The 23,013-nt window shown below is 58.1% G+C and carries 17 protein-coding genes; 15 read left to right on the forward strand and 2 right to left on the reverse strand.

Going from position 1 to position 23,013, the window contains the following annotated elements; translation table 11 throughout:
* The first annotated feature begins 6 nt into the window (after nucleotides 1-6).
* The 6 genes from ruvB to CRD20_RS10665 all read left to right on the forward strand — a co-directional run bounded on the left by ruvB (nucleotide 7) and on the right by CRD20_RS10665 (nucleotide 8,027).
* Nucleotides 7-1,119 (forward strand): Holliday junction branch migration DNA helicase RuvB, encoded by a 1,113-nt coding sequence (gene ruvB, locus CRD20_RS10640; protein WP_187405388.1) that lies wholly within the window; start codon nucleotides 7-9, stop codon nucleotides 1,117-1,119.
* Between the two features lie 66 nt (nucleotides 1,120-1,185).
* Entirely contained in the window at nucleotides 1,186-1,650 is a 465-nt protein-coding gene (yajC, locus tag CRD20_RS10645) for a preprotein translocase subunit YajC (RefSeq protein ID WP_070642999.1), read from the forward strand.
* 311 nt (nucleotides 1,651-1,961) lie between these two features.
* Nucleotides 1,962-3,887 carry a protein translocase subunit SecD gene (gene secD, locus CRD20_RS10650; RefSeq protein ID WP_049190792.1) on the forward strand — a complete coding sequence of 642 codons (1,926 nt, stop codon included), beginning with the start codon at nucleotides 1,962-1,964 and terminating at the stop codon, nucleotides 3,885-3,887.
* Between the two features lie 6 nt (nucleotides 3,888-3,893).
* Nucleotides 3,894-5,111 (forward strand): protein translocase subunit SecF, encoded by a 1,218-nt coding sequence (secF, locus tag CRD20_RS10655; protein ID WP_187405389.1) that lies wholly within the window; start codon nucleotides 3,894-3,896, stop codon nucleotides 5,109-5,111.
* Nucleotides 5,112-5,221: 110 nt separating this feature from the next.
* Nucleotides 5,222-5,758, forward strand: a complete 537-nt coding sequence (locus tag CRD20_RS10660) for an adenine phosphoribosyltransferase (RefSeq protein WP_016422687.1) — start codon at nucleotides 5,222-5,224, stop codon at nucleotides 5,756-5,758.
* A gap of 7 nt (nucleotides 5,759-5,765) precedes the next feature.
* Complete coding sequence (locus CRD20_RS10665; protein ID WP_016422688.1) at nucleotides 5,766-8,027, forward strand: bifunctional (p)ppGpp synthetase/guanosine-3',5'-bis(diphosphate) 3'-pyrophosphohydrolase; 2,262 nt, start codon at nucleotides 5,766-5,768, stop codon at nucleotides 8,025-8,027.
* 120 nt (nucleotides 8,028-8,147) lie between these two features.
* Here CRD20_RS10665 and CRD20_RS10670 read toward each other — a convergent pair whose 3' ends face one another.
* Nucleotides 8,148-8,987: a peptidylprolyl isomerase gene (locus tag CRD20_RS10670; protein WP_222866305.1), complete on the reverse strand. Its 840-nt coding sequence runs from the start codon at nucleotides 8,985-8,987 to the stop codon at nucleotides 8,148-8,150.
* Between the two features lie 292 nt (nucleotides 8,988-9,279).
* Here CRD20_RS10670 and CRD20_RS10675 point away from each other — a divergent pair, with 292 nt between their 5' ends.
* On the forward strand, nucleotides 9,280-9,951 hold the full coding sequence (locus tag CRD20_RS10675) for an MBL fold metallo-hydrolase (protein ID WP_016422690.1): 672 nt from the start codon (nucleotides 9,280-9,282) through the stop codon (nucleotides 9,949-9,951).
* A gap of 43 nt (nucleotides 9,952-9,994) precedes the next feature.
* A complete protein-coding gene (gene hisS / locus CRD20_RS10680) occupies nucleotides 9,995-11,278 on the forward strand; it encodes a histidine--tRNA ligase (protein WP_016422691.1) in 1,284 nt (427 codons plus the stop codon).
* Nucleotides 11,279-11,305: 27 nt separating this feature from the next.
* On the opposite strand, the gene CRD20_RS10685 is transcribed toward hisS, so the two are convergent.
* A complete protein-coding gene (locus CRD20_RS10685) occupies nucleotides 11,306-12,193 on the reverse strand; it encodes a neutral zinc metallopeptidase (RefSeq protein ID WP_069358705.1) in 888 nt (295 codons plus the stop codon).
* Nucleotides 12,194-12,464: 271 nt separating this feature from the next.
* On the opposite strand from CRD20_RS10685, the gene aspS reads away from it, so the two are divergent.
* The 7 genes from aspS to CRD20_RS10720 all read left to right on the forward strand — a co-directional run bounded on the left by aspS (nucleotide 12,465) and on the right by CRD20_RS10720 (nucleotide 22,743).
* Nucleotides 12,465-14,294 carry an aspartate--tRNA ligase gene (aspS, locus tag CRD20_RS10690; protein WP_187405391.1) on the forward strand — a complete coding sequence of 610 codons (1,830 nt, stop codon included), beginning with the start codon at nucleotides 12,465-12,467 and terminating at the stop codon, nucleotides 14,292-14,294.
* Nucleotides 14,295-14,441: 147 nt separating this feature from the next.
* Entirely contained in the window at nucleotides 14,442-15,623 is a 1,182-nt protein-coding gene (locus CRD20_RS10695) for a phosphotransferase family protein (protein WP_070602564.1), read from the forward strand.
* A 148-nt stretch (nucleotides 15,624-15,771) separates the two neighbouring features.
* Nucleotides 15,772-17,097, forward strand: coding sequence for a replication-associated recombination protein A (locus CRD20_RS10700; RefSeq protein ID WP_222866795.1), 1,326 nt, complete (start codon nucleotides 15,772-15,774; stop codon nucleotides 17,095-17,097).
* Between the two features lie 128 nt (nucleotides 17,098-17,225).
* Nucleotides 17,226-19,886, forward strand: coding sequence for an alanine--tRNA ligase (gene alaS, locus CRD20_RS10705; protein ID WP_016422696.1), 2,661 nt, complete (start codon nucleotides 17,226-17,228; stop codon nucleotides 19,884-19,886).
* Between the two features lie 37 nt (nucleotides 19,887-19,923).
* Complete coding sequence (gene ruvX / locus CRD20_RS10710) at nucleotides 19,924-20,427, forward strand: Holliday junction resolvase RuvX (RefSeq protein WP_049193736.1); 504 nt, start codon at nucleotides 19,924-19,926, stop codon at nucleotides 20,425-20,427.
* Between the two features lie 259 nt (nucleotides 20,428-20,686).
* Nucleotides 20,687-21,913 carry an endolytic transglycosylase MltG gene (mltG, locus tag CRD20_RS10715; protein WP_070602568.1) on the forward strand — a complete coding sequence of 409 codons (1,227 nt, stop codon included), beginning with the start codon at nucleotides 20,687-20,689 and terminating at the stop codon, nucleotides 21,911-21,913.
* Nucleotides 21,914-21,927: 14 nt separating this feature from the next.
* Nucleotides 21,928-22,743: a shikimate dehydrogenase gene (locus tag CRD20_RS10720; protein ID WP_149420737.1), complete on the forward strand. Its 816-nt coding sequence runs from the start codon at nucleotides 21,928-21,930 to the stop codon at nucleotides 22,741-22,743.
* Nucleotides 22,744-23,013 lie beyond the last annotated feature (270 nt).

Genomic DNA, 23,013 nt, shown 5'->3' on the forward strand with positions numbered 1-23,013 from the left:
GGGACTATGAGCGATATCGAGCGCACGGAGTTTAACGTGTCGGGCAATCCCTTCAGGGACTCTTTAGATGGAGCAGCCAACGACCATTTTGGCGGTGGGGGAAATGGTGCACAACGTGATGTCGATGCCCGCGCTCAGGTCGAGGAAGTCGATGCGGAATCGAACCTGCGACCAAAGTCGTTAGGGGAGTTTATCGGCCAACCCAAGGTCCGCGAGCAGCTGGATTTGGTGCTCTCCGGGGCACGGGGACGAAATGTGACTCCGGACCACATTCTGCTGTCGGGACCTCCCGGCCTGGGTAAGACCACCATGGCCATGATTATTGCGCAGGAGATGGGGTCGTCCCTGCGAATGACGTCCGGTCCGGCGCTTATTCGCGCTGGCGATTTGGCAGCAATGCTATCGAACCTGCTCGAGGGCGATGTACTCTTCATTGACGAGATCCACCGCATTGCCAGGCCCGTGGAGGAAATGCTCTACATGGCAATGGAAGATTTCCGTATTGATGTCATCGTGGGCAAGGGGCCTGGAGCTACGTCAATTCCACTCGAGATTCCACCTTTTACGCTGGTAGGCGCAACGACGCGCTCGGGTATGCTGACTGGCCCACTGCGTGACCGTTTCGGTTTTACTGCGCAGATGGAGTTCTACGAGGTCGAGGATCTGACAAAGGTGGTTACCCGTGCCGCTGGGATCCTCGGGGTGGATATCAGCCCTGAGGCTGCAGTGGAGATTGCCTCGCGTTCGCGAGGTACGCCGCGAATTGCCAACCGTCTACTGCGTCGCGTTCGCGATTTCGCAGATGTTCACTCCGGTGGCGTTATTGATCTTGGTGCGGCCAAGGCGGCGTTGATTGTCTTCGATGTCGATGAGCTTGGGCTGGACCGCTTGGACCGCGCAGTGCTGACTGCCCTGGTCAAGGGGCACGGTGGCGGCCCGGTGGGCGTGAATTCCCTGGCGTTGGCAGTCGGTGAGGAGCCCTCGACTGTGGAAGAAGTGTGCGAGCCCTACCTGGTCCGTGCCTGGATGATTGCGCGTACATCGCGCGGACGCGTGGCAACTGCCCGAGCATGGCGGCACTTGGGGTTGCAGCCGCCGGAGGGAACTATCGGAGAATAGCTTTCTCATCGACCCGGCCGGGGCAGTGTGGAATTGCTAGCTGGCAATTCGTTAAACTCGGCAGACATGGATCAAACTATTCTCCTCCTACTTATTTTCTTGTTCCTGGCGCTGCCAATTTGGCAGATTATCAAGCAGAACAAGCAGGTGCGCACCATTCGGGACATGCAGGATAAGTTGGCCCCGGGCGCAGAGGTCATCACCGGTTCCGGTATGCATGGTGTGGTCGTTGATACGACCGAAACGACCGTCGACCTCATCATTGCTGACGGCATCGTGACCCGTTGGGAAAAGGGCGCCATTGCCCGCAACCTCACCACCGGTACCGGAGCTAGCTACGCTCACCGTGACCGACGTGGCCGTGTTTCCGATGCGCCAGATGACCACGTCGGCGACGTCCAAGAAATCACCGGCCACGGTCCGGCTGACAATGCAGCTTCGGACGCCAATGAGCAGGTTGAGAACCCAAATACTTCGAGTACCCCGGATAACCCGGGTACAGACGGTTCCGCTTCCACCGAAAAGCAGTAGCAGTTTTTTGCACGCCCACACTCCGCCGGTTTGCATGCATCCAAGCTGTAGCGTGCGCCGTGGGGTTAGCGGGCGCGTCCCAGGTTTCGCCGTCGGCAAGCGTGGGCAAGATTTTCACTAAATAGGTACAAGTCAAAACCGGCGCACTACGCTAAATCGGTTATTCTCTAGCGGTTGGTGTTTATAGCTTTGCTTAGCGACGCCCGCAATGCCTCTTCCTGGTATCGCGCGATTTCGCGGTGCGGTTATAGACCTGCGTTTCTACCCGAAGCGCTTAAGTACCTAAACGTCACGATTCAGGAGACTTTGCTTTGAACAGCAAATCCAGATCCGGTGCGAATACATTCAAGAGGAACTGGCCGCAGTGGCTGTTGGCACTGTTTGTTGGCTTCCTCATCCTTACGTACGCACTCGTCTTTTTCACCGGCGGCGGATCAGCCAAGCCAAAGTTGGGCATCGACTTGCAGGGTGGTACCCGAGTAACCTTGGTGCCGCAGGGCGAAAAGCCGACGCGCGATCAGCTGGACCAGGCTCGCAAGATTCTGGAGAACCGCGTAAACGGCATGGGCGTCAGCGGCGCTCAAGTTGTCACCGACGGTGACACGCTGGTCATTACCGTGCCGGGTGAAGACTCACAGGAGGCGCGTACGCTCGGCCAGACTTCGCAGCTCTTCTTCCGTCCGGTAGAACAGCCCACCCAGGGCCCTGATGAAGCTGCCTTTGGCGAGGTAGTTAAGAAGACTGCTGAAGATTGGGTGTCAGTCGGTGTCCTGTCGAAGGAGGACGCCGCCAAGCGTGTTGATGACCTCTACAAGGACATGAACGAAACGCAGAAGCGTGCAATTGATGCCTTCAAGGAACAGAACCCAGATCAGCCGGTTCCCGAGGAGCTGTCCAAGTCGCTGGGCGAGGCCCCGAAGTTGGACGCAACAGCTCCGGCAAAGCCGGCGAACTCAATTGAAGCGGCCGAGCTGCGTACGAAGGTTCGTGACGTGCTGTTGGCGACTCGCCAGTCCGAAGACCCAACGACACAGTTTGCAGCCGCTGCGCTGATGACCTGCGATAACCGCGATGCAGTTGATCCGCTACAGGGTGCCGATGACCCGGCCAAGCCGCTGGTGACCTGTGCGCCCGAAGGCGGTAAAGCCATCTTCCTGGGCAAGGCTCCGCTGTTGATTGGGCAGGAGGACGAGGCCAAGGGCCAGCGTCTGTCCGGCGACGCTATTGATACCAATGCGCCGATTAACGGTGGTTACGATCAGCAGTCTGGTCAGATTCAGGTCTCCTTTAGCTTCAAGTCCGGGAAGAATGACACCGGCGCTCGCACATGGACCAAGTTGACCAATGACTACCTGCAGCGGCAGGTCGCTATCGTGTTGGACTCGAAGGTCATTTCCGCCCCGGTGATTCAGGAGGCAACCCCAGTTGGTTCTGCCACCCGCATCACGGGCGACTTCTCAATCGACGAGGCACAGGGGCTGGCCAATAACCTGCGTTATGGTGCACTGCCGCTGTCGTTCGCAGGTGAGGACGGCGAGCCGGGCGGCACCACCACGACTATCCCGGCCATGCTTGGTTCGGCTTCCTTGGAAGCCGGTCTGCTTGCCGGCATTATCGGTATCGCCCTGATTGTCGTCTACGCGATTGCTCTCTACCGCGGCCTGGGCGTGATTTCGCTGGTTTCGCTGGCAGCAGCTGGAGCGATGGTCTACGGCGTCCTTGTCCTTCTTGGTCGTTGGATTGGCTACTCGCTCGATCTCGCTGGCATCGCCGGCATCATCATCTCTATCGGCGTAACGGCTGACTCCTTCATCGTCTTCTTCGAACGCATTAAGGACGAAATCCGCGCGGGTAGAACTTTCCGCTCCGCGGTTCCGCACGCTTGGCGACGAGCACGGCGCACCATCCTATCGGGTAACTTTGTGTCCATCATTGCGGCTGTGGTTCTTTACATCCTGGCCGTTGGCGATGTCCGCGGTTTCGCGTTCACACTTGGTCTCTCCACAGCATTCGACATTGTGACGGCTTTCCTCGTGACTGCGCCGTTGGTCATCCTGGCTACTCGTAAGTGGCCAGCTTTGTCCAAGCCGTCGATGAACGGCTTCGGCTCGGTCATGGAGATTGCACAGAGGAATAAGACTGTAGCTGCCGGTAAGAAGGCCGGAGCCTCCGATGCCTCCGCCAGTACGGCTGCCGACACCGGTGCAGCTCACTCCAGCGCGAATGAGGGGAAGTAGGAATCCATGAATACTACTCAGACGAATCCGGCGCTAATCACTGAGCCAGAAAGCGTGAAAGACGACTCCTTCTTCCGCCGCCTCTACACCGGCGAGGGTGGAATCAACATCGTCGGCAAGCGGAAGCGCTGGTACCAGATTGCCGTCGCCATCATCGTTGTTGCTTTCGCAGCGATGCTGATTCGCGGGTTCAGCTTCGGTATCGACTTCGAGGGCGGTACCAAGATGACTATGCCGCCGGCCTCAGTGACGACTGAACAGGCTGAGGAGGTCTTCACCGACGCCACCGGCGTCAAGCCGGAGTTGGTGCAGATCATCGGTTCTGGCGAAGGCCGCATTCTGGAAATCACCTCAGAGAAGCTGACCCAGGGCGAGATTAATGATGCTCGCGTCGCACTGAACGACGCATTCAAACCCGTCGACGCACAGGGGGAGCAGACCCCGGATGCGATTGGTGACTCGACCGTTTCGGAGTCGTGGGGCTCGTCGATTACCAACCGCATGCTGCTGGCTGCAGTAGTGTTCTTGGGCTTGGTATTCGTCTACATCACTATCCGCTTCGAGCGCGACATGGCCATTGCCGCAATTCTCGCCCTGGTTGTGGATGCAATCGTGATTATGGGCATCTACGCGCTCATTGGTCTTGACGTCACCCCGGCAACCATTATCGGCTTGCTGACAGTGCTGTCGTTCTCCCTGTACGACACCGTCGTGGTTTTCGACAAGGTCGACGAGAACACGGCAGGCTATCGTTCATCGACCCGTAGAAGTTACGCCGAGTTGGTGAACCTGGCGGTCAACCAAACCATCATGCGTTCTATCAACACCACGGTGTCGACGCTCTTGCCAATCCTGGCACTGATGGTCATCGCCGTGGGCATGCTAGGGGTCGGAACGCTGAAGGACCTTGCACTCGTTCAGCTCATCGGCATTATTCAAGGTACGTTCTCTTCGATCTTCCTGGCTTCGTCGCTGTTGGTGTCTCTTAAGTCGCGGCAGCGTGAATACCGCAAGCATGAAGAGGCGGTACTGTCTGCCCGCGCAAAGGCATCTGAGGGAGCCGGTTCGGGCACCGATTCCGCCACCACTGATGTTGCGGAGGACTCGGGCTCGAAGGAGCCGTCGGCAAGCGAGATGGAACATTCGACGCCGAAACGAACGGTGACGACTCCGAAGCTTGAGGGCGATGAAGACAAGCCGCTGTCCTGGCGTCCGGGGCAGTAGGAGGTAGCGCCTCCCAGTGGTTCGGGTGAAACTACTTTAAAAGCGCATTGTGCGGGTATCGTTGACAGGTACCCGCACTTTTTCTTTTCGCCGAAAAGGAGCTTAAACCTGTGTCGTATGCACACGCGCGTGAGGCATTAGCCGATCAGATTCGGTTCGTGCCCGATTTTCCAGTTGAGGGCGTACTCTTCGAGGACCTGACGCCGGCGCTTGCCGACGCCACGACGTTCGCCCTGATTGTGGACGAGATTTCCGCCAAGGTGGAAGAGTTCGGGGCTGATGTTATAGGCAGCCTAGATGCGCGTGGATTCCTGCTGGGTTCTGCGGTGGCGTACAAGCTTGGACTGGGAGTGCTCGCTATTCGTAAGAAGGGTAAGCTACCACCGCCTGTGCTGACCGAGACCTATGAACTGGAATATGGTACGGCCGCGCTTGAGATTCCGGCTAGTGGGTTTGAGCTGAAGGGCAAGAAGGCCGTACTTGTCGACGATGTGTTGGCAACTGGTGGCACCCTGTGTGCAGCTCGCGCCCTGCTGGAGACAGCTGGTGTCGAGGTAACCGGGCTGTGCACCGTGCTGGAGGTTGAAGGCCTGGGAGCTCGGGAGAAGCTTGCTGATCTGCCTTTGTACGTGGTTAATAAGGGGTGAATGAGTCATGGCTGAAGGGCCCGCACGCCGTTATGGTGCCCGCCTAGCGCGAAGCCTTACCGGCAACAGAACGAAAATCCGCCCGGTGCTAGATCCCCTTGTCGCGGTGCATCGACAGGTGCATCCGCGCGCAGATTTGGCTGTGCTTCAGCGTGCCTACGATACCGCCGAGCGCCTTCACGACGGCGTCTATCGGAAATCCGGCGAGCCATACATCACTCACCCGCTTGCAGTCGCTACTATTGCGGCCGAGATCGGCATGGATACCACCACGCTGGTGGCAGCGCTGCTGCATGACACGGTCGAAGATACCGATTACACGCTGGAGGACCTGGAGCGGGACTTCGGCCCAGAAGTCGCACGGTTGGTCGACGGCGTGACCAAATTGGATAAGGTCGCGTTGGGCTCCGCCGCCGAGGCAGAGACCGTGCGAAAAATGATTATCGCCATGAGCCAGGACCCGCGCGTGCTGGTTATCAAGGTGGCTGACCGGCTGCATAACATGCGCACAATGCGCTTCCTGCCGCCGGAAAAGCAGGCTAAGAAGGCCCGTGAGACCCTCGAGGTGATTGCACCGCTGGCGCATCGTTTGGGAATGGCCAGCGTGAAGTGGGAGTTGGAAGATCTCTCCTTCGCCATTTTGTACCCGAAGAAGTACGACGAGATTGTGCGTTTGGTCGCAGATCGAGCGCCGCAGCGGGACCGGTACATCCAGGAAGTCTCCGAGATGATTCAGAAGGATCTGAAGGAGTCTCACATTGCTGCTGAGGTACAGGGCAGGCCGAAGCACTACTGGTCGATTTATCAGAAGATGATTGTCCGCGGCCATGAGTTCGACGAGATTTTTGACCTGGTCGGACTTCGAGTTCTGGTGGACACGACCAAGGACTGCTATGCCGCCATGGGTGCCGTCCACTCGCTGTTCAAACCCATGCCGGGGCGATTCAAGGACTATATTTCCGCGCCGCGTTTCGGGGTTTACCAGTCGTTGCACACAACGGTCATCGGTCCAGGTGGCTCCCCGCTAGAAGTGCAGATTCGCACCCATGAGATGCACTACAACGCTGAGTACGGCATTGCCGCACACTGGCGCTACAAGGAAACCAAGGGCTCTCACAAGGGAGATTCCGCCGAAGTCGATCAGATGGCGTGGATGCGTCAGCTGCTGGATTGGCAGCGCGAGGCCGCAGATCCTAACGAGTTCCTGGACTCCCTGCGCTATGACCTCTCAGTCACTGAAATTTTTGCGTTCACGCCTAAGGGCGATGTCATCACATTGCCTGCGGACTCCACGCCGGTCGACTTTGCCTACGCGGTCCATACTGAAGTAGGTCACCGCTGTATTGGTGCCAAAGTCAACGGCAAGCTAGTGGCGTTGGAATCACCGCTAAAAACTGGCGACCGCGTCGAGATTTTCACGTCCAAGGATGCCGATTCCGGTCCGTCTAAGGACTGGGAGAAGTTTGTTAAAACTCCACGTGCGCGGGCAAAGATCCGTCAGTGGTTTGCCAAGGAGCGCCGCGAAGAGGCACTCGATGCCGGCCGTGACGCGCTGGCTGCAGAGGTACAGCGCGGCGGTCTGCCGATGCACCGCCTGTTCACTCCGGCGTCCATCAAGCAGATTGCCTCCGAGCTGCACTATGCGGATGTCGATGCGCTCTATACCGCTATCGGTAAGGGGCAGGTCTCAGCGCAGCATGTGACTCACCGGCTGATGGCGCAGTTCTCGAGCGCGGACGATGCCGAAGAGCAGTTGGTCTCCCGCACGCCAATTTCAAAGATGAACGTGCACAACACTCCGCGCCGCGCTGACAGCACGGGTGTGTTGGTAGAAGGCAGCGCGGATATGGCCGCTAAGCTCGCCAAATGCTGTACGCCTGTGCCGGGCGATGCCATCTTTGGCTTCGTCACCCGCGGCGGTGGGGTCAGTGTGCACCGTACGGACTGCACTAATGCGGAGAAACTGCACCAGGAGCCCGAGCGCATTATCGAGGTTTCCTGGGCAACGGATTCCTCCGGTGCGGTCTTCATGGTTACGGTGCAAATCGAAGCACTTGACCGTCACGGACTGCTCTCGGAGATCACTCGCGTTTTCTCCGATCAGAAGGTCTCAATCCTGTCGACGTCCTCTCATACCTCCGATGACCGCGTTGCCGTAATGCGTTTTAGCTTCGAGGTTTCGGACACTAAGCAGATGGGCTATATCTTCAACATTCTGCGCGGTGTCGAGGGAGTGTTCGATGTCTACCGCATTACTTCTGGTCAGTAGGCGGTTTAGTAGCCATCGATATGTGAAAAAGGATGAGACCGCGTAGATACTAAAACAGGGCCAAGGTGATTCACCTTGACCCTGTTTTTGATTAATTTCTCAATCAGTTAGTTGAGTCAACTACTTGACTTCCGCCTTCTCAATACGGACTTCCTTAGCTGGCTTACCGTCAGAGGTACCGCCACCCTCGATACCGTTCTTCGCAATGTCCGCAACCGTCTTGGTGCCTTCGTCAGTCATGGAGCCAAGCACGGTGTACTGCGGAGGCAGCTGAGAATCTGCCCAGTTGAGGAAGAACTGGCTGCCGTTGGCATCCGGGTCACTCGGGTTTGCCATGGCGATAGAGCCCTTCGGGTACACCAACGGGGTGTTCTGATCCAGGCCGGAATCCTTGACCGGCCACTCGCCAGCGAACTTGAAGCCCGGTCCGCCGGTACCGGTACCAGTCGGATCGCCACACTGCAGAACGTTCAGGCCACCACCGGTAATACGGTGGCACACGGTGTCGTTGAAGTAGTTGGACTTGGCCATGTGCTCAATTGCATTGACGCCGCAAGGTGAAATAGCGCGGTCCAGCTCCATCGGAATGTCGCCCTGGTTAGTCTTCAGGGTGATGGTTACAGTGCCAGTGGCGGGAACGTTGTCGGTAGCTGGCTTATCTATGTCCTTCGATGCCTCGCCATCATCCGGGTAGTCACAGGTCACGGTTTCCGGAAGTGGGGAAGAGCGCTTCATTGGAACCTTTTCACCGCTGACGGGAGTAGCTGTCAGAGCTGCAGGTTCGACTGGAGTCGTGGATCCATCAGCGGCCTCATTGTCGTCAGCGCCGCCAGCCGTGGTCAGCAAGTAGATGCCGCCACCGATAAAGAGCAGGATAGCCAAGGTGGTTACGACAACGCCCAGTGGCTTCAGCTTCTCGGCACGTGCACGGCGCTTAAGTTCGCGCTCGAGCGTCCGCATCGCATCTTTGCGCCTTTGCTCATTATTAGCCACTAGTCTTTCTCCGTATCTGTTAGTCATCTATTGCTGGTGACGGAACACCAGCGGACGATTTTGCCCATTGATAGTGACCGCATTTGAAGTAACAGCTCAGTCGGTCACCGTCGCGTACACAATCGACCATTATGCCCGGGATTGCTTCCCATTTGCGAGATGACAGGCCAACGAGCTAGGGGAAAGGTGCTCTCTTCCCGTTGTTGGAAGGCGCAAATAGCCTGCCGGGGGCTGTACACAATCGTTACAATGGAGCGCCATGGAGATATTTGGTTTTGCAGCCGGCCCTTTTCAGACCAACTGCTACGTGGCAACAGGCGCTCCGGAAATGGACGGCCTGTCCACCCCATGCGTCATTGTTGACCCGGGCATGGGGGCGTTCGAGGTAGTACGCGGCGAGGTCGAGAAGCGAGATTGGAAGCCGGAAGCAATTCTGCTGACCCATGGTCATATCGACCATGTCCGCGATGTCGCGGAGGCCGCCGACTTCTGGGATATCCCCGTCTTCATTCACGAAAGCGACAATGTGTTGCTGGCCAATCCGAAGCTCGGCGGTTCTTCTTTCGGACACCTCTTTGACATCGATTCTATGCAGGCTTATACGGAAGCCGATTTCTTCGAGGATGGCGACGAAGTAAAGTGGGCAGGGTTGAATTTCGAAGTCATTCACGCTCCGGGTCACTCTCCGGGATGCGTGATGCTGCGCGCTTCCGATGGGGAAGATGAGATTGTCTTCAGCGGGGACGTCCTCTTTAAGGGGGCTATCGGTCGCGTAGATTTGCCGGGCAGTAGTCCGGAGCACATGCAGCAGTCGTTGAAGGATAAGGTCCTCCCGCTGGCGGATGACCTCATGATTCTTCCGGGCCATGGCTCCGCATCGTCGATAGGCGAGGAGCGCGCGACCAACCCGTTCCTGCAAAACCTCACCTAGCCTGGCTGACACCTCGTGAGAGTTGGCAGGTAGAGTTAGCGGGGTGAACTCTAGCCAGAAGCCAAAGAAGTTGAAGCCATTCTCCGCGCCCAAGGGCGTGCCGGATTACGTCCCGCCGGTCTCCCGCGAATTCGAGGCGGTGCGAAACTCATTCCAGCACCGCGCACGACTTGCGGGCTATGAGCACATTGAGCTGCCAATTTTCGAGGAAACCGGGCTTTTTGCACGTGGCGTAGGTGAATCGACGGACGTCGTCACCAAGGAGATGTACACGTTCGCCGACCGCGGCGACCGTTCGGTCACCCTGCGCCCGGAGGGTACCGCGGGCGTGATGCGCGCGGTCATTGAGCACAATTTGGACCGCGGTCAGTTGCCGGTCAAGCTTTCCTACGCGGGGCCGTTCTTCCGCTATGAACGCCCGCAGGCAGGCCGTTACCGTCAGTTGCAGCAGGTGGGCGTAGAGGCAATCGGCGTCGATGATCCTGCGCTGGACGCTGAAGTCATCGCGCTTGCCGACGCATGCTTCCGCGGTATCGGGCTCGAAGGCTTCCGCCTTGAACTGACAAGCCTTGGCGACAACACCTGCCGCCCTGAATATCGCGCTAAGCTGCAGGAGTTCTTGTTTGACCTGCCTCTGGATGAGGAAACGCGCCACCGTGCAAACATCAACCCGCTGCGCGTTCTCGACGATAAGCGACCGGAAATGCAGGAAATGCTTGCCGACGCGCCGCTGATGCTGGACCACCTTTCTGACAGCGCTCGCGGTCACTTTGAAGCTGTGACTGGACTGTTGGATGACATGAAGGTGCCCTATGTCATCAATCCTCGAATGGTGCGCGGACTGGACTACTACACCAAGACGTGCTTCGAGTTTGTTCACGACGGCCTTGGTGCTCAGTCGGGTATCGGTGGCGGTGGTCGCTACGACGGGCTGATGGCGCAGCTAGGCGGCCAAGAGCTGTCTGGAATTGGCTTTGGTTTGGGTGTGGATCGCGCGCTGCTCGCACTGGAAGCAGAGGGCAAGCAGGCCAGCGATGGTCGACGCGTCGATGTGTATGGTGTTGCGCTCGGTGAAGAAGCCGCTCACGCTATGGCGGTGCAGATCAATAAGCTGCGCCAAGCGGGTATCCGCGCGGATATGTCCTACGGCGGCCGCGGTCTGAAGGGCGCGATGAAGGGTGCCGATCGCGCTGGAGCCCGATTTGCGTTGGTCCTCGGCGAGTCTGAATTGGCCGCGGGCGAGGTTCAGCTGAAGAACCTTGAGTCCCACGAGCAGCACGCAGTCGCCCTAGATGCACTGGTTCAGGAGTTGCAGTCGCGCATCTAGGAAACGCGCATTTGTTGAGTGCGGAGTCTAGCTGTAGACGCCGCGCTCGAGAGTGTCGCACTGAGACATCTTTCCTGACTTGTAGCCGGTGAGGAATGCCTTCGTACGCTGCTCGGCCGAGCCGTGGGTCCAGGAGTCCGGTTGAACACCACCGCCGGAATGCTGCTGGATGGTGTCATCGCCAATGGCCTTCGTAGTTTTGAGGGCATCGGCAACTTGCTCGTCGGAAAGCGGTTCGAGGATTGCGTCCGGCCCCTTGTCCGCGTAATGAGCCCAGATACCCGCGTAGCAGTCGGCCTGCAGCTCGATCTTTACAGCGTCGGAATCGGGGCCCGGTTCGTTGTAGTTACTGCGGCCGAGTGTGCCCTCCAACCTTTGGATATGGTGGGCGAATTCGTGGGCCACGACGTATTCCTGTGCGAGCGGTCCGTTGCCTCCGCCCATGCGCTCCAGGGTGCTAAAGAACTCCGTGTCGAAGTAGGCCGTTTGATCGGCGGGGCAGTAGAACGGGCCGGTGGACGAGGACGCTGCGCCGCAGCCCGACTGAGTGGAGCCTTCAAAGAGGACTAAGCCTGGGGTCGTGTACTCGATGCCGGCCTGTGCGGGGAGTTGTTCTTCCCAGACTCGGTCGACCGAAATACCGGTGAATTCCATCCGGCAATCGATGCGGCTGTTGGCATCTTCGCCGGTCTTGCAGGGATCCTCGCCAGGGGACTGCTGTGCAGTCTGCGAGGACTGGTTGTTCTGGGCACCTGTCAGCTGTCCCAATTGTCCCGGGTCGCCGCCGAGAAGTAAGTACAGGCCGATGAGGACAAGGCCGCCGATACCGCCACCGCCTACGGCGATAGCGCGGCCACCACCCGAGCGTCGCTCGGCACGAGCCGAGCTCTTTTGGAAGTCATTCCGGAAGGTCATAGGAGTAAGACTATTGCATAAGGTGCGGAAAACGGGCCATTGAATAGCGCTGCGTCATAGTATCCGCATGTAAATCAACGTCAGGATCTACGGAGAACTTTGTCTAAGTGAGTACATGAAGCCCGAGGTAGGCCCACGGCGATGACCGGTAATAAGCAAAATAGCCGGGGTCTTCTTCTCACCTTTCTGGCTTCAAGGTAGACTACACGGACGAAACCGCTATCCACAGCGTTAATCCCTATAGCACCAATTTTGGAAGGACCAATTCGCAGTGCTTCGTACGCATCTTGCCGGAGACCTCCGCGCTGACCTCGCCGGCAGCACAGTAACCCTGACCGGTTGGGTAGGACGCCGCCGTGACCATGGTGGCGTGATCTTCATCGACATGCGTGACCGCTCCGGTTACGCCCAGGTTGTGTTCCGCAACAGCGAAGTTGCTGAGCGTGCACACCACCTGCGCAGCGAATACTGCATTCAGGTCACCGGTGTCGTTGAGAAGCGCCCGGAGGGCTCCGAAAACCCGAACCTGGCATCGGGTGAAATTGAGGTCAATGTTACGGAGCTGACCATCCTCAACGAGTCGGCGGCATTGCCGTTCCAGCTCGAGGATGTTGGAACTTCTGGCACTGTGGGCGAAGAAGCCCGTCTGAAGTACCGCTACCTAGACCTACGCCGTGAAGGCCCGGCCAAGATTATGCGTCTCCGTGCGGCTGTCAACCGCGCAGCCCGTAAGGTGCTGGACAGCCACGACTTCACCGAAATCGAGACCCCGACGTTGACTCGCTCTACGCCGGAAGGTGCTCGTGACTTCGTGGTGCCGGCTCGTTTGAAGCCGGGCACTTTCTACGCACTGCCGCAGTCCCCTCAGTTGTTCAAGCAGCTGCTTATGGTCGCTGGCATGGAGCGCTACTACCAGATCGCCCGCTGCTATCGCGATGAGGACTTCCGCGCTGACCGCCAGCCGGAGTTCACTCAGCTCGACGTTGAGATGAGCTTCGCCGAGCAGGACGATGTCATTGCGCTGGCAGAAGAGATTCTGGTTGCTATCTTCGCCGAGGCCGGTGTCACTGTTCAGACCCCGATTCCACGCATGACCTTCAAGGAGGCCATGGAGAAGTACGGTTCTGACAAGCCGGACCTGCGCTTCGACATTCCGCTGGTGGAGTGCACCGAGTTCTTCAAGGACACCACTTTCCGTGTCTTCCAGAACGATTACGTCGGTGCAGTTGTTATGGACGGTGGCGCATCGCAGCCTCGTCGTCAGCTCGACGCTTGGCAGGATTGGGCCCGCCAGCGCGGCGCAAAGGGCCTGGCCTACATCCTTGTTGGGGAGGACGGCACTCTGGGCGGCCCGGTTGCCAAGAACATTACTGACGCAGAGCGTGAAGGCATCGCGGCGCACGTAGGCGCGAAGCCGGGTGACTGCATCTTCTTCGCTGCAGGTGACGCTAAGAGCTCCCGTGCACTGCTGGGTGCTGCTCGTGGAGAGATTGCCAAGAAGCTCGGCCTTATCAAGGAAGGCGACTGGGCATTCACCTGGGTCGTCGACGCACCGTTGTTCGAGCCGGCTGCCGACGCTACCGCTTCCGGTGACGTTGCGCTGGGCCACTCGCAGTGGACTGCTGTGCACCACGCCTTCACCTCGCCGAAGCCAGAGCACATGGATACCTTCGACAAGGATCCGGGCAACGCACTGGCTTACGCCTACGACATCGTCTGCAATGGTAACGAAATTGGTGGCGGCTCCATTCGTATTCACCGCCCAGATGTCCAGAAGCGCGTCTTCGACGTTATGGGCATCGGGGAGGAAGAGGCACAGGAGCAGTTCGGCTTCCTGCTGGATGCCTTCCAGTACGGCGCTCCGCCGCACGGTGGTATCGCATTCGGTTGGGACCGTATCGTTTCCCTGCTGGCCGGCGTTGACTCCATTCGCGAAGTTATCGCCTTCCCGAAGTCCGGTGGCGGCGTTGATCCGTTGACTGACGCCCCGACTCCGATTACCGCTCAGCAGCGCAAGGAGACCGGTATCGACTTCAAGCCGAAGCCAAAGCAGAAGGCAGACGGCGCTAAGGCAGCAGCCGCCGCAGGCGACAGCAATTAAGCAAAGAAATCACATTGCGAGGAATGTGATCTGCCACTCCAGCGTGAACAGCGCGAGTGGCACCAATTCCTCCTAACCAAGGCGGTACTGGCCACAACGCAACAACCGTATCGCCTGACTGAAACTGGCTCATTGAAAGGGCATTCAATGGAGTACTCGGACGACGCTGCAGCAGAAGTTGACAGCGTAGTTAAAGACGCAGCGACACTGCTTTCCGCACGATTCGGCGGCACTCCAGTGTTGTCGGATCCAGAAGTACTTACAGGCCAGTCAAACGCTCTTGTTGTCCGCGTACGGGTCGCCACAAATCCCTTTATGCAGGAACGCACGGTCGTCGTAAAGCAAATTCCTACGACGACTGAAGGCGTCGATCCCGCCGTTTTACGGGAAGTCGTGGCGTACCAGTTCATCAATACGCTGCCTGACGACGTCCGCCCGGGGCCTCAGCTTCTTGCTTACGATGTTTCAAAGCAGCTATTGGTTCTGAGCGACGTCGGTGTCGTGGACACTCTTGCGGACGTACTCTTTCGTGGCGATGAAGAGCGACGATTGCGCGCATTCCGCAGCCTCGGTGCTTCGCTGGGCCGGATGCATATTCACACGCATACTCGCGAAGAGGGGTTTGAGACCCTGCGTCGTCGTATGTGGGTGAAGAACAAGGTCGATCGTGAGGCTCTCGAGGCGCGTGACCACGGCATTGTGTCGGGGATTCGCTTTGGCATGCGAGCTATCGAGGGGTCCGGCATTCCCGTTCCCGACGCTGTGCGCTCTTTCGGTGAGGATGCTGCTCGTCGAATTGAGAAGGGCACGCATAGGGCGTTCACTCCGTTTGACCTCGCCCCGGACAACATTCTGCTGGCGGATAAGGTCCAGTTCCTCGACTATGAGTGGGCTGGTTACCGCGATGTCATCTTCGACGTGGCCAGCGTCGTCGCAGGCTTCCCGCTGCACGTTTTCGTGGAGCGTCCATCGGAGGCAGAGGTCGACGTGTTTGTCCGTGCCTGGATGGAAGAGATTCGTGACCATTGGTATCGCGGCACGAGCGACCGCCGTTTGATGGCGTTCATCGCTGCGGCGTTGCTCGGTTGGTTTTTCATCTCCGCAACGGTTTCCTTCTTCGGTTCTCCAAAACAAGCGCTGTGGGTGGGGCATGAAGGACGCACGGACCTGAAGCCGGAAGTTGGCGGCTCAGCACTGGAGCGGCGCGACATGGCTAACACGGCTCGCGCGATTGCACAGTTCGCCCATAAGTGTGAGGACGATCGTGCCGACGAGCTGGAACAGTTCGCGCATGCAGTCATCGATTTCTTAGAGCAAGAGGAAGGCTAGGGCATACGTGGCGGATCCGAATAAGCTGCCGACAGGCGGTGCAAACGGCTCCGCCGATGACGCTCCAGGGCTTTTCGACGAGCCTTCGATCGCTAGCCCTGCGGCGGCCAAGAGCCAAGGTCGGGGTGCGGGGCCAGCAAGCACTGGCCTGAACTCCGATGCGAACACCTATTTCCACCCAGGTGCACATGCGCCATTGGCGGTTCGGATGCGACCGCGAAACCTGGATGAAGTCGTTGGTCAAGACCACCTGCTAGCCCCCGGAGCACCGTTGCGCCGTCTGGTCGAGGGTGGCGGCGACACCTCTGTTATTCTGTTTGGCCCTCCTGGAACTGGCAAGACCACTCTTGCCAGTTTGATTTCCGCGGCGACCGGTCGACACTTTGAAGCGCTTTCCGCGCTTAATGCCGGGGTGAAGGAAGTGCGTGCGGTTATCGATACTGCTCGTCGCACGCTCGTTAATCAGGGCATTCAAACGGTGCTCTTCATCGACGAGGTGCACCGCTTCTCTAAGACCCAGCAGGATGCCCTGTTGGGTGCCGTGGAAAATCGGATTGTCCTTCTCGTTGCGGCAACGACGGAAAACCCATCCTTCTCAGTGGTGTCCCCGCTGCTCAGTCGATCACTGTTGTTACAGTTGCAGCCACTGGATGACGAAGCCGTCGGCACGCTCATTGATCGAGCACTTACTGATGAGCGCGGCCTCAATGGTCGCGTCAGTATGACAGACGATGCACGTAATCAACTCATTGCGCTGGCAGCTGGTGATGCTCGTCGTTCTCTGACGTACCTCGAGGCAGCCGCAGAAGCCGTAGCCGACGGTGAGCAGATTACCGCTGAGTCGCTTGCCAATTCGATCAACAGGGCCGTGGTTCGCTATGACCGCGATGGCGACCAGCATTACGACGTCACCAGCGCGTTTATTAAGTCCGTTCGAGGGTCTGATGTCGATGCTGCCCTGCACTACTTGGCGCGGATGATTGAGGGTGGGGAAGACCCTCGGTTTATTGCCCGCCGAATCGTAATTCTGGCTAGCGAAGACATCGGTATGGCAGACCCGACAGCACTGCAAACCGCCGTCGCCGCGGCGCAGGCCGTTGCCTTGATAGGCATGCCGGAAGCTCGGCTGACGCTGGCGCAGGCCACGATTCACTTGGCCACGGCACCGAAATCCAATTCGGTCATAAGCGCAATCGACGGGGCGTTGAAGGATGTTCGTTCCGGGAAAACCGGGCCGGTGCCACCACATTTGCGCGACGGACATTACAGCGGGGCTAAGGACCTTGGTCACGCGGTGGACTATATCTACCCGCACAATGACCCCATGGGTGTCGTTGCCCAACAGTATCCACCAGATCAGTTGGTGGGCACTGATTATTTCGTTCCATCCAATCACGGTCGTGAAAACGGCATGGCTGAGTACCTCGGACGCATTCGCCGAATTATCCGGGGGAGCCGCCGGAAATCGAAGTAGGCGAGATCGGTCGGGATCTACGGGGTGCCGGTGGGGTGGTTTTAAAGTTGCTCGAACCGAGCGGGTAGACTGCTAGTTTTGTATTAAACATCTCGGACGCTCGACGTGAAACGAGGAAGTAGAACACCGTGCAGACTCATGAAATTCGAAATCGCTTCATCCAGCATTTCGTAAAGGCGGGACACACCGAGGTCCCCAGTGCCTCCCTGGTTTTGGATGACCCGAACCTGCTGTTCGTTAATGCCGGCATGGTGCCGTTCAAGCCCTACTTCCTCGGCAATGAGACTCCGGACTTCTCCACCGCGACCTCAATTCAGAAGTGCGTGCGCACACTGGACATTGAAGAGGTGGGTATCACCACCCGCCACAACACCTTCTTCCAGATGGCGGGTAACTTCTCATTCGGAAATTACTTCAAGGAAGGTGCCATCACTCATGCATGGAGCCTTCTGACTGGTGCTGTTGAGGACGGCGGCTTTGGCATCCCGGCTGAGAAGCTGTGGGTAACGGTTTTCCTCGACGACGATGAGGCCCATGACATCTGGCACGAGAAGGTTGGTGTGCCGGAGGAGCGCATTCAGCGCCGAGGTATGGCGGACAACTACTGGTCCATGGGTGTGCCTGGCCCGTGTGGTCCGTGCTCAGAGATTTTCTACGACCGCGGCCCGGAGTACGGTGCTGATGGTGGCCCAGAGGCCGACGAGGATCGCTACATCGAGATTTGGAACCTCGTCTTCATGGAAAACGAGCGTGGCGAAGGAACAGGCAAGGACTCTTTCGAGATTCTTGGCCCGCTGCCGAAGAAGAACATCGATACCGGTATGGGCATCGAGCGCGTTGCTTTTCTGCTGCAGGGTGTCGACAACGTCTATGAAACCGATCTGCTGCGTCCGGTTATCGACGAAGCTGAGCGGCTCACCGGTTCGAAGTACAGCTCCAACCACCAGGACAACATCCGTTTCCGCGTCATCGCTGACCACAGCCGCACCGGCTTGATGCTGATGCTCGACGGTGTCACCCCCTCGAACTCCGATCGTGGCTATATCCTGCGTCGCCTGCTGCGCCGCATCATCCGCTCTGCGCGTCTGCTCGGCGCTAACGGTCCAGTGCTGGAGAAGCTGATTGGTATTGCGGCCGAGACCATGACCCCGTCGTACCCAGAGATCGCGGAGAACTGGAACCGTATTCGCCGCGTCGCCGTCGCCGAGGAAAAGACCTTCACCAAGACTCTGTCCGCCGGTGAGGAGCTGTTCGAACGTGCTGCCACCAAGGCCAAGGCAGAGGGTAAAACCGTTCTATCCGGTCACGACGCCTTCACCCTGCATGACACCCACGGCTTCCCAATCGACCTGACCATCGAGATGGCCGAAGAGGCCGGCCTGACCATCGACCGCGAGGAATTCGATCGCGAGATGGCTGAGCAGCGTGCGCGCGCAAAGGCCGACAGCCAGGCAAAGAAGCAGTCTCACACCGACCTGCATGTCTACCGCGAGTTCATCGATGAACACCCGACGTCCTTCACTGGTTACGATCGGCTTGCCGACGAATCCACGATTCTTGGCATCATTGCCGATGGCCAGAAGCAGTCGTTTGCCGCAGAGGGCGATGAGATTGAGGTTATCCTCGATCGCACTCCGCTCTACGCCGAGGCCGGCGGTCAGCTGGCTGACCGTGGTCGTATCGTGACTGATTCCGGCGCTGTGGTCCACATCAACGATGTTCAAAAGGTGGGCAAGAAACTGTGGCTGCACAAGGGCATTGTCACCGCTGGTGAATTCACTCCGGGTGTCTCTGCTGAAGCTTTGGTCGACGAGCAGTGGCGTCACGGTGCTCGTCAGGCGCACACTGCAACTCACTTGATTCACGGTGCTCTGCGTCAGGTACTGGGGGATACTGCAACTCAGGCTGGTTCCATGAATAAGCCGGGCTACCTCCGTTTCGACTTCAAGTACGGTGAGCAGCTCACACCGGAACAGCTCCGTGAGATTGAGCAGATCACCAATGAGGCTGTCGACAACGACTGGGCTGTCAATACTGCCGAGATGCCTTTGGAAGAGGCCAAGGCAGCTGGTGCCATGGCATTGTTCAACGAGAACTACGGCGACATCGTCCGCGTTGTCGAGGTCGGTGGCCCGTTCTCAATTGAGCTGTGTGGCGGTACCCACGTTTCGCATTCTTCGCAGATTGGTCCGGTAGCTGTGCTGGGCGAGTCCTCGGTCGGATCGGGCGTGCGCCGTATTGAGGCTTACTCGGGTATGGATTCCTTCCGCTACCTGTCCACCGAGCGTCTCCTGGCTGAACGACTGGCCACTGAATTCAAGGCTCCTTCTGCTGAGCTGCCAGACCGCATTGCAGCACTGGCTGAAAAGCTCAAGGCTGCAGAGAAGCAGCTCGCTGATTTCAAGGCCGGACAGCTGCTGGCCAATGCCGCGTCTCACCTGGAGTCCGCTCGCACCATCGGCGATGTCACCTACCTCGGCCTTAAGCTTCCCGACGGTACGGAGATGAAGGACATCCGTTCGCTGGCTAATGACTTGGCGAAGCGCCTTGCGGATCGCCCAAGCGTCATTGCGTTGATTTCCAACGCTGGCGGCAAGGTTCCGTTTGTGGCCTCGGTTTCGGATGAAGCCGTCAATCGCGGTATTAAGGCCGGCGATTTGGTGAAGCTGATGGGCGCTGAGGTCGGCGGCAAGGGCGGCGGTAAACCGGCAATGGCACAGGGCTCCGGCTCTGATGCTTCCGGAATCGACGCAGCATTGGCCGCGGTTGAGGCCGAACTGTCCAAGTAGCCAATTAACGGCTGTGCTATCGGAAGAGCAGTAAACAATGGCTAAGCCCCGTATTGATACCCCCGGTCAGGATGATCCTGGTCGGGGTCGACGGCTCGGAATCGACGTCGGCGATGTCCGCGTTGGCGTCGCGGTCTCTGACCCCGACTGTATCCTGGCGACCCCGGTTGAAACAGTCACTCGAGCAACGGGGCGAAAAGATCCTGACGGGCCGGATATTGACCGGCTCGTGGAACTTGCCACTGAACTTGAGGTCGTCGAGATTGTTGTCGGCATGCCCCTTATGCTCGACGGCTCGTTCGGGACTTCTGCGCGGAAAGCTACTGACGTTGGATTCCGGCTGCAGCGCCGACTCGGTGATCGAGTCGTAGTGCATTACGCCGACGAGCGGATGACGACGGTAATGGCCCAATCACGACTGCACGCAGCAGGTATTGATGTTAAGTCCGGTCGGAAGATTATTGACCAGGCTGCGGCAGTAGAAATTCTGCAGTCCTGGTTGGACAGACGGGCAAAAGCTTTGGACGAAAATACCGAGTAGGGGCACACAAAAGTTACCGAAAGGTGACAATTCACCCACCTTTGCGCAATTATTAAGTGTGTAATACCTAAGCACGTTTGTCGCGTGCATAGGATTTGAAAAGTTGAAGTGGCGATTCACACCTACAATGCAACCTAGTGCTACGACTTCGTCGTAAAGCTATGTCGCACCAGTCGTTATTAGTCGCGTGTCGTACCTGAATGGGAAGACTCCTTGCTGATACCGATGGGAGAGTGAGCTGCATTCGAGGAGATTATTGATGAGTAAAGACGCGCAGACTGCGCGCCGCACTGATAGCGGCGGTGCCGACCGGGACCGCGCTGGTGCTCGCAGCGGTGGGGCAAAGCCTCGAGTTCGTCACCGCCAAACGGCAGTGGCAATCAATGTAACTTCTGTCCTGTTATGCGTGTTGGTCCTCGGAGTGATTGGCCTCGTCTGGAATCGTGGCGGCATTGTTGACGATTACGATGGCAAAGCTGAGGGTCCATTGACGATTGTTGAGGTCAGTGAAGGCACGTCACTTACTGATTTGTCCAACCAGTTGGTGGAAAGCGGCGTCGTCAAGTCTTCCCGTGCGTTCATCCAGGCCGCGAATGAGAACTCTCATTCAAGTGAATTGCAGCCTGGTTTCTACCGACTCCATCAGCGGATGAAGGCCGACGAGACCGTCGAGGCTCTTCTGGATGTCGAAAATCAGGTCGGTACCGTTGACATTCCGACTGGCGCCCGTTTCGCCGATACCCGCATTGTGTCCTCATCGGATGTACGTAAGGGAATTTTCTCGCTTATTTCTGAGGCCACTTGTGTTGAAGACAATGACTGCGTATCCAAGGCCGATCTCGAACGTGCTGCTGGCGAGGCCGATTTGGCCGCGCTGGGTGTTCCAGAATGGGCACGAGACGCGGTAGCTGCGCGTGGCAACGACCCTCGTCGTCTTGAGGGACTCATTACGCCGGGTATTCATCACCTTGACCCGCAGCAGACGCCCGAACAGATGCTTGCAAAATTGGTCAAGGAATCGGTGAAGAATTATGAGGACACGGGTCTCATGGCTTCAGCGGACATGGTTGGTCTTACTCCATACGAGCTGATTACCGCAGCTTCTTTGATCCAGATGGAGGCGCCAGATGGCGACTTCGATAAGGTCGCTCGCGTTATTCTCAACCGTCTCGACGAACCGATGCAGCTGCAGTTCGACTCGACAGTCAACTACGACCTGCCAGATCAGGAAATCGCAACCACGGATGAGGACCGCGCGCGAAAGACCGCGTGGAACACCTACGCCAAGGAGGGGCTGCCGGAAACCCCCATTGCTTCGCCCTCCATCGAGGCGATTCGTGCCATGGAAAATCCGGCTGACGGCACCTGGCTGTATTTTGTCACGGTGGACAAGGAAGGAAATACTGTCTTTAGCACGACCTTCGAAGAGCACGAGGCCGCTATCGACGAGTCACGCAACAATGGCGTGCTGGATTCCAACCGCTAAGAGGTAGGACTCCTATGCCTATAACTCATCGCGCAGCCGTGCTGGGAGATCCGATTGATCACTCGTACTCGCCGGCTATTCACAACGCCGGTTACCGCGCTGCGGGAATGAATGACTGGCACTATGACCGCATTCGCTGCAACGCCGAAGAACTTGCCGACGTCGTTGGTGGAGCAGACCCCAGTTTCCAGGGATTTTCCGTCACGATGCCCGGCAAGTTTGCCGCGCTGGACTTCGCCGATGAAGTCAGTGAGCGCGCACGGCTCATTGGTTCAGCGAACACTCTGGTCCGTCGCGATTCGGACTGGTTTGCCGACAACACCGATGGCGACGGCGTATTGGGAGCGCTGCGCGAGATAGACTGCACGAGCGCACCACGTGGCCGCGCCGTTGTTGTTGGTGCCGGTGGCACAGCACGGCCGGCACTTTGGGCGCTGTCGCAGCTGGGGGTCAATCATGTGACCGTAGTAGCGCGCTCCGAGCGCGCATATGACATTGAACCATTAGCTGCCGCGCTGGGGATGGAATTTGTTTGGGTGACTTTTGATGTTCCAAACCTGGCAGATATTGCTGGCAATGCCGACGTGCTGGTCTCTACGGTGCCGTCAGCCGCAATTGAATCGGTTGCTGGCTACCTCGCTCGGGCACCGAAGATTCTCGACGTCATTTACAATCCCTGGCCAACCCCACTTGTGAAAGCAGCGGAACGCGGAGGGACACAGGCGGTCGGTGGATTGTCCATGTTGCTACATCAAGCGGTGGGACAGTTTGAGCAGTTTACTGGACGCACTCCCGATGTCGAGGCGATGCGTGCAGCGCTGCCGAACTAGCTCACAACCGTTACAATCCCAAAGTTATGGGGTGGGGAATAACTGAGATAGGGCTGTCTCCGATTGGACAGCACAGGATTGACCCGGTCTACCTTGACCGGGTTTTCTCTTTCCTAGTCGTGATGCTTGTACTCGGCTGGGGCGGTATTGGCTGCTGGTTGGATGTGACTCGGCGAAGACTACCGAACTGGTGGTTAGTGCTAGGGGCAGTGGGTCTGATAGCAACCACTGGAATGGTGCTCCAGCAAAAGAGCACCTTGGCTGACAATC

The organism is Corynebacterium sp. LK33 (genome assembly GCF_014334955.1).
Lineage (GTDB): Bacteria > Actinomycetota > Actinomycetes > Mycobacteriales > Mycobacteriaceae > Corynebacterium > Corynebacterium jeikeium_D.

Coding starts and splice junctions, on each gene's coding strand:
- CRD20_RS10695 (WP_070602564.1), top strand. CDS start 14,442: ATGGAGTACTCGGACGACGCTGCAGCAGAAGTTGACAGCGTAGTTAAA.
- mltG (WP_070602568.1), top strand. CDS start 20,687: ATGAGTAAAGACGCGCAGACTGCGCGCCGCACTGATAGCGGCGGTGCC.
- CRD20_RS10685 (WP_069358705.1), bottom strand. CDS start 12,193: ATGACCTTCCGGAATGACTTCCAAAAGAGCTCGGCTCGTGCCGAGCGA.
- ruvX (WP_049193736.1), top strand. CDS start 19,924: ATGGCTAAGCCCCGTATTGATACCCCCGGTCAGGATGATCCTGGTCGG.
- CRD20_RS10665 (WP_016422688.1), top strand. CDS start 5,766: ATGGCTGAAGGGCCCGCACGCCGTTATGGTGCCCGCCTAGCGCGAAGC.
- CRD20_RS10720 (WP_149420737.1), top strand. CDS start 21,928: ATGCCTATAACTCATCGCGCAGCCGTGCTGGGAGATCCGATTGATCAC.
- CRD20_RS10675 (WP_016422690.1), top strand. CDS start 9,280: ATGGAGATATTTGGTTTTGCAGCCGGCCCTTTTCAGACCAACTGCTAC.
- yajC (WP_070642999.1), top strand. CDS start 1,186: ATGGATCAAACTATTCTCCTCCTACTTATTTTCTTGTTCCTGGCGCTG.
- ruvB (WP_187405388.1), top strand. CDS start 7: ATGAGCGATATCGAGCGCACGGAGTTTAACGTGTCGGGCAATCCCTTC.
- CRD20_RS10670 (WP_222866305.1), bottom strand. CDS start 8,987: ATGCGGACGCTCGAGCGCGAACTTAAGCGCCGTGCACGTGCCGAGAAG.
- secF (WP_187405389.1), top strand. CDS start 3,894: ATGAATACTACTCAGACGAATCCGGCGCTAATCACTGAGCCAGAAAGC.